This is a genomic window from Nocardiopsis sp. TNDT3 (assembly GCF_003427465.1).
GTDB lineage: Bacteria > Actinomycetota > Actinomycetes > Streptosporangiales > Streptosporangiaceae > Nocardiopsis > Nocardiopsis dassonvillei.
In genome coordinates this window covers 1-5,103 of the sequence record NZ_QPFC01000505.1, presented here as the reverse complement: position 1 = coordinate 5,103, position 5,103 = coordinate 1, and the positions used below count along the sequence as shown (strand labels likewise).

7 protein-coding genes and 1 tRNA gene are annotated in these 5,103 nt (G+C 64.7%); 4 read left to right on the top strand and 4 right to left on the bottom strand.

Going from position 1 to position 5,103, the window contains the following annotated elements; genetic code table 11:
• The coding region (locus DQW06_RS13225) for an RHS repeat-associated core domain-containing protein (protein ID WP_304598521.1) at positions 1 to 306 on the top strand (306 nt) is incomplete at its 5' end.
• Between the two features lie 449 nt (positions 307 to 755).
• On the opposite strand, the gene DQW06_RS28920 is transcribed toward DQW06_RS13225, so the two are convergent.
• The gene (locus DQW06_RS28920; protein WP_157983434.1) at positions 756 to 908 is read right to left on the bottom strand and encodes a hypothetical protein; all 153 of its coding nucleotides are present in this window, start codon (positions 906 to 908) and stop codon (positions 756 to 758) included.
• Positions 909 to 951: 43 nt separating this feature from the next.
• Between DQW06_RS28920 and DQW06_RS13220 the strand changes: the two genes are divergently transcribed.
• The gene (locus DQW06_RS13220) at positions 952 to 1,242 is read left to right on the top strand and encodes a hypothetical protein (protein ID WP_157983433.1); all 291 of its coding nucleotides are present in this window, start codon (positions 952 to 954) and stop codon (positions 1,240 to 1,242) included.
• Positions 1,239 to 2,249 (top strand): D-alanine--D-alanine ligase, encoded by a 1,011-nt coding sequence (locus tag DQW06_RS13215; RefSeq protein WP_117198547.1) that lies wholly within the window; start codon positions 1,239 to 1,241, stop codon positions 2,247 to 2,249. Before DQW06_RS13220 ends, DQW06_RS13215 begins: the two co-directional genes overlap by 4 nt.
• A 107-nt stretch (positions 2,250 to 2,356) precedes the next feature.
• Here the strand turns inward: DQW06_RS13215 and DQW06_RS13210 are convergent, their stop codons facing one another.
• Positions 2,357 to 2,662 (bottom strand): transposase family protein, encoded by a 306-nt coding sequence (locus tag DQW06_RS13210; protein ID WP_117198546.1) that lies wholly within the window; start codon positions 2,660 to 2,662, stop codon positions 2,357 to 2,359.
• A 435-nt stretch (positions 2,663 to 3,097) separates the two neighbouring features.
• Positions 3,098 to 3,173 (bottom strand) — tRNA-Arg (locus DQW06_RS13205).
• 542 nt (positions 3,174 to 3,715) lie between these two features.
• Here DQW06_RS13205 and DQW06_RS13200 point away from each other — a divergent pair.
• Complete coding sequence (locus DQW06_RS13200; RefSeq protein WP_013154455.1) at positions 3,716 to 4,603, top strand: cobalamin biosynthesis protein; 888 nt, start codon at positions 3,716 to 3,718, stop codon at positions 4,601 to 4,603.
• Between the two features lie 139 nt (positions 4,604 to 4,742).
• Here the strand turns inward: DQW06_RS13200 and DQW06_RS13195 are convergent.
• On the bottom strand, positions 4,743 to 5,103 hold a 361-nt coding region (locus tag DQW06_RS13195), incomplete at its 5' end, for a hypothetical protein (RefSeq protein ID WP_117198545.1).

Below are 5,103 nucleotides of genomic sequence, written 5' to 3'. Positions count from 1 at the left end.
GACGGCACGGTGCACCTGAACCACCGCTTCCACAACACGTTCACGCTGGGCTTCACCCAGCCCGACCCGTCCCGGCAGGAACTCAACAACTACAACTACGCCCAGTGCGACCCCATCAACAACACCGACCCCACCGGGCTCCTTACTGACTGCCAGTTGGCATGGTTGGGGTTCGCTGGCAGTGCTGTGGGCATCGTCGTAACAGCTTCCGGAACAGTTGTATCAGGGGGTGCTGCCGTAGGAGGGGTAGTAGCTTCAGGCATAGGTATCGGTACCTCGCTTGAATCTGCTGACCGAGCATGCTGATTCAAAGCGCTTCTGGAACTTGCGATATCCTTAGAAATTAATCAGTAAGGAAAGGCGAGGGGTGCGATGTCGAAATCTCCAGCGGCAGCTAAATCGGGAGCCTTCTGTTTCATAATGATGCTCGTGTTTCTGGCCACGTCGCTCTCTCTGGGTGGCTTGAGCATTGAAGAGGCGTCGGGAGACCTGTTGCACATGACATCGGTTTCGCTTTTTTCCTAATGGTCGCGGCAACAGTAGCCTCCAGTCTTCGATTCTTGCTACTGGCAAGTCGGAAAAAGAAGTAGATGCCCTGCGGTCATAAGTGCTAAATTGAATAGTAATGAACGCGCTAGAATGATCCCCCCTGTCTTTATTTAAGCAGGGAGGGTCATTCCTTTGGAGCTCCCACAGATGCGGACGGCGTTCGCCGCGGCGGTAGCCGCGCGCATACCAGTATGAGGTGCCTGAACTCAGACCCGTTGACTGTCAGCGAGCTGCTGGAGCAGCCGTTCATTATTCACTCGATCAACAACTGCGGGCATGTTGGAATCGCAACTCTGGCTGATCACCTGAACCTCAAATCCGAGCACATACAGAAAATCATTCGCGTTGAGCACTGCCACCTATCGAAGTTCGTGGGCGGGTCGGCGAACTGCTAAGCTCGGCGTGAGTTCAACACGGCACGGTTTCCTTGCTGCGGTCGCCCATGATTTGCAAGTATTCGCTGGAGCAGGACCGTGGCGCGGTCTCGTGATCATGGGCAGTTGCTCGGTGTCGCCCAGCGACTCTTTCTTCCTGGAAGGCAGTCCGTGGGCCGACGAAGCAGCTGTTCTAGCCGACGCCAAGGCCGGGGCTTTGCTGTCTGACCTCGTGGACCCTCGCGCCTCGGCGGCGGGCGATCTCATCGTCGACAGCGTCGATAAATTACGCATAATTCTGTCGAAGGGGCACTCATGAATATTGCCGTCCTGTTCGGAGGGGCCAGTGAAGAGCGAGAGGTGTCGATCGCTTCTGCGTCAAAAGTGGTAAGAGCGCTTCGGGATAAGGGGCACAATGTAACCGCCATAGATAGCGCGACCGGGCGTCTGACATCCGCACAGGATCGCGAGCTGACCGCGCTCTCCGGGGTGCGTGAACAGCCGACCGAAAGCAGCCTCCTGTCCCTTCGCTCACGCTCGAACGCGATAGCGTTCGGGAACGCAATTGGGGAGTTCGATGTCGTGTTCATTGCGTTGCACGGAGGTTCGGGCGAGGACGGTCACGTACAGGCTCTGCTTGAGCTCCTGGGTGTGCCATTCACGGGCTCATCGAGTATCTCCAGCGGGCTGGCGATGGACAAGGATATCTCTAAGCGTCTCGCGGAGCAGGGTGGAGTTCGAACACCGAGCTGGCTCATGAACGAGACGCACTTCCCGACCGTCGCGGCCTCACTGGGCCTCCCGGTAATCGTGAAGCCAAACACCCAGGGTTCCAGCGTCGGCCTGCAGATCGTGCGGGAAGAAAAAGGCTTCTCGTCGGCGATCGCGAACGCGGCTCGGTACGGCGAGGTCATGATCGAAACGTATGTTGCCGGCCGGGAGTTCACAGTCAGCGTCCTGGATGACACTCCGCTCCCAGTAGGAGAGATCATCACGGATAGTGGACGGCTCTTCGACTACGAGTCGAAGTACCAGGCGGCGGGGGCTGCTGAAGTCTTCCCGGCACAGATTAGCGCAGACCTGGCTGCTGAGCTGCAGGCGTCAGCGTTGAAAATCCATCGTTTGTTCAAACTCGACGGATACAGCCGCAGCGACTTCCTCGTAGACGACGAAGGTGTTGTCTGGTTCATGGAAGTCAACACGCTCCCGGGACTTACATCTCAGAGCCTCTTGCCGAAGGCGTTGGATCCCGCCGGAATTTCTTTCGGTGACTTTTGCGACCGTATCGTTGAGCTTGCACTGCTGAAGGCCGGTGACTTCGGGTGATGGTGCCCGATTCGACCCAGACGGCTCGCGAGGCCAAGCCCACGATCACGTTTTCGTGTCAGTTACGGTAATGACCCACCCGCGTGAGCGGCGCCCTTGAAGGTGATTCACGCCGGGACGTCAGCGGTCTTGGTCGTGCGGGTTTCGCGGCGGCCATGGCCCGTGCCGCGCATCGTGCGCGCGGGCGCGTACTTCCAGGGCAGGCCCTTGGGCTGGACGTACAGGTGCTTGTTGTTGGCCTTGACGGTCAAGACGTAGTGGGAGTCCCCGGCGCGGATCGTGGCCGCGGTGTCGGCCTGGGTGTGCACCGCGTCGAGGGTGACGATGGCACCGTCGATGTCGATGACCTGGAGCAGGTGGTCTTGGCGTGAGACGGGTTCGACGGTGAGAGCACTGGGGCTGGACGATGGCATACGCGGGCGTGTTCCTCGGACGGATGGCGGCGTGAAGGACTTCCATCCAACCGGGTCGGACACGCCCGCACCGCTGCCCGACTTTGCCGGAGCCCTGGGTCCAGGGCTGATGCCATCAGGTTATGGCGCGGAATGTCCCATGGGGTGAGGGGTTTCGGTTGGAGCAGCCATATACGGTCGGTGGGGCGACGGGGCGTGTCCAGGGATGTAGCGTTGCGCGGCGGGGCCAGAGTGGCTGTGGGGCGCTGGTGGGCGCACGCCGGGCCGCCTTGACCCGGGCTCGCACGGTCACAAAACGGCAAAGTGCTCCGCGAGGTCCTCGTCCACCTGTACTGGACCCTGCACTGCGGAGCACACGGGGAGCATTTCAGCCCCCGAACCAGACCCAGCGCCTCGTCTGTTCGACTCGCGCACCCCATCTGACCTGGGGGTTTGTGGCGCACCCGGCAGGATTCGAACCTGCGACCATCGGATTAGAAGTCCGGTGCTCTATCCACTGAGCTACGGGTGCTCGATTCAATTGTGGCCCGCTACGGCAGGTCGTGATCACGCTGTGACACGTGGTCGCGGGTGGGTGTCGCGTGCCGGAGGCGGGGCGGGGCCGCTCGGCGGGCCTGCGGTCGGGAGGACCCGTGCCGTGGTGCCGGTGGCGTCCCGGGCAGACATTCTAGGGTATTCGTCCGATGTCGCCCACAGGCGGGCAAAGCCTCATCAACTACGGTGATTCGTAGTTGCCTCTCGTTACCACGCGCGCTCCACCAAACCGGTCGCTATGGGCCTCGCGCACCACGTTACCGGTGATTAACTCCTGGTGCGGTGCTGTACCCCGGGCGTTTCGCGAAGTCCCGATGCCCAAAGTGGGGCGGGGAGTCAGAACATCCACCACTGACCTGCGGAAACCAACAGCGCGGTCAGCGCGGTCAGCATGAGGGGGCTCCTTACGGTCAGTCGCTTATTGCTCTTTGTGTATGTGTTATTACCCAGAGGGACAAACATGGTTTGCCGTGGTTTGGGAGTTGCGGGGGACTTCCTTGGCACGGCTAACGTGGTCGGGTGCGATCTCTGGGACTGGTGGCGGGCTTCCTGCTCGACAAGGCGGTGCCCGACCCGCGTAGGGGGCATCCGGTCGCCCTGTACGGGCGTGCCGCGGGATGGTGGGAGCGACGCGTCTACGGGGACTCGCGGGCGCGCGGGGCCCTGTTCACGGCCGGGGCCGTGCTCCCGGTGGTGGCCGCGGGTTCCGTGGTGCGGGGCGGCGCGGCGACGGCGGCCACGACGTGGGCCGTGCTCGGCGGCAGCATGCTGTGCCGGGAGGCCGAGCGGATCGCCGGGGCCCTGGAGGAGGGCGACCTCGCGCGGGCGCGGGGACTCCTGCCGAACCTGTGCGGCAGGGACCCCTCCGGGCTCGACGAGGCGGGGGTCGCCCGGGCGGTGGTCGAGTCGGTCGCGGAGAACACCTCCGACGCCGTGGTCGGCCCCCTGGTCTGGGGAGCCCTGGGCGGGGTCGCGGGTCTGGCGGGTTTCCGTGCGGTCAACACTCTCGACGCCATGGTCGGTCACCGCGACGAGCGCTACGAACGGTTCGGATCCGCCTCGGCGCGGCTGGACGACCTCGCCGGGTGGGGTCCGGCCCGGCTGACCGCGGTCCTGGCGGTGCTGGCCGCGCCCGTGGTCGGCGGCGACGTGCGCGGGGCGTGGCGCGTGTGGCGGCGCGACGGTGACCGGCATCCGAGCCCGAACGCCGGGCAGTGCGAGGCCGCGTTCGCGGGAGCGCTCGGCAGGACCCTGGGCGGCGCCAACGTCTACGGGGGGCGCGAGGAGCGCCGCCCGGCGATGGGGGACGGGCCCCGGGCCGGGGTCGACGACATCCGACGGGCGGTCCGCCTCGCCCGGGCCGTCCACCTCGGGGCCCTGGCCGTGGCCGCTGCGGTGGCCCGGTAGCGCGCGCCGCGGGCGTCGGTGAACACCTGGTGCGGGGCTCCGGGGCGGCCGGGAGCGCCCCGGCCCCCGGGACCGCGGGCGCCTACCCCGGAAGCGGACGGCCGTCCGCTTCCGGGGCGGCGCCGGGCGCGGGCCCGACTCAGGTCAGGTTGCGCGCGTAGTTCACCTGCTGGTGGATCTGGCCCACCATGCCCGGGTGGGTCACCATGATCGTCGTGCTGTAGTGCCTGTCGTGCCCCTGGACGGTGACCTGCACGTGCCCGGTGGTCCTCTGCTCCTTGACCAGGAGGAAGAGCAGTCCGAGCAGACAGGTCCACCAGAAGACCAGGATGGCCACGATGATCGCCCAGGTGGGCGTGTTCCGTTCGGTGCGGCTCATGTCGTTCACCGTCCACACCGTTCCCCTGATCGGGAAGCGCCCGACGGGGGTGATCACGGTGTGCCGGGAGAACGCGATCTCTCCGATGGTGCCGAGGGGGACGTCCCCCTCGGGCTGGGGT

What these genes read in the sequence shown, in the direction of transcription:
- DQW06_RS13215 (WP_117198547.1), top strand. Translation starts at nt 1,239, where the DNA reads ATGAATATTGCCGTCCTGTTCGGAGGGGCCAGTGAAGAGCGAGAGGTG.
- DQW06_RS13210 (WP_117198546.1), bottom strand. Translation starts at nt 2,662, where the DNA reads ATGCCATCGTCCAGCCCCAGTGCTCTCACCGTCGAACCCGTCTCACGC.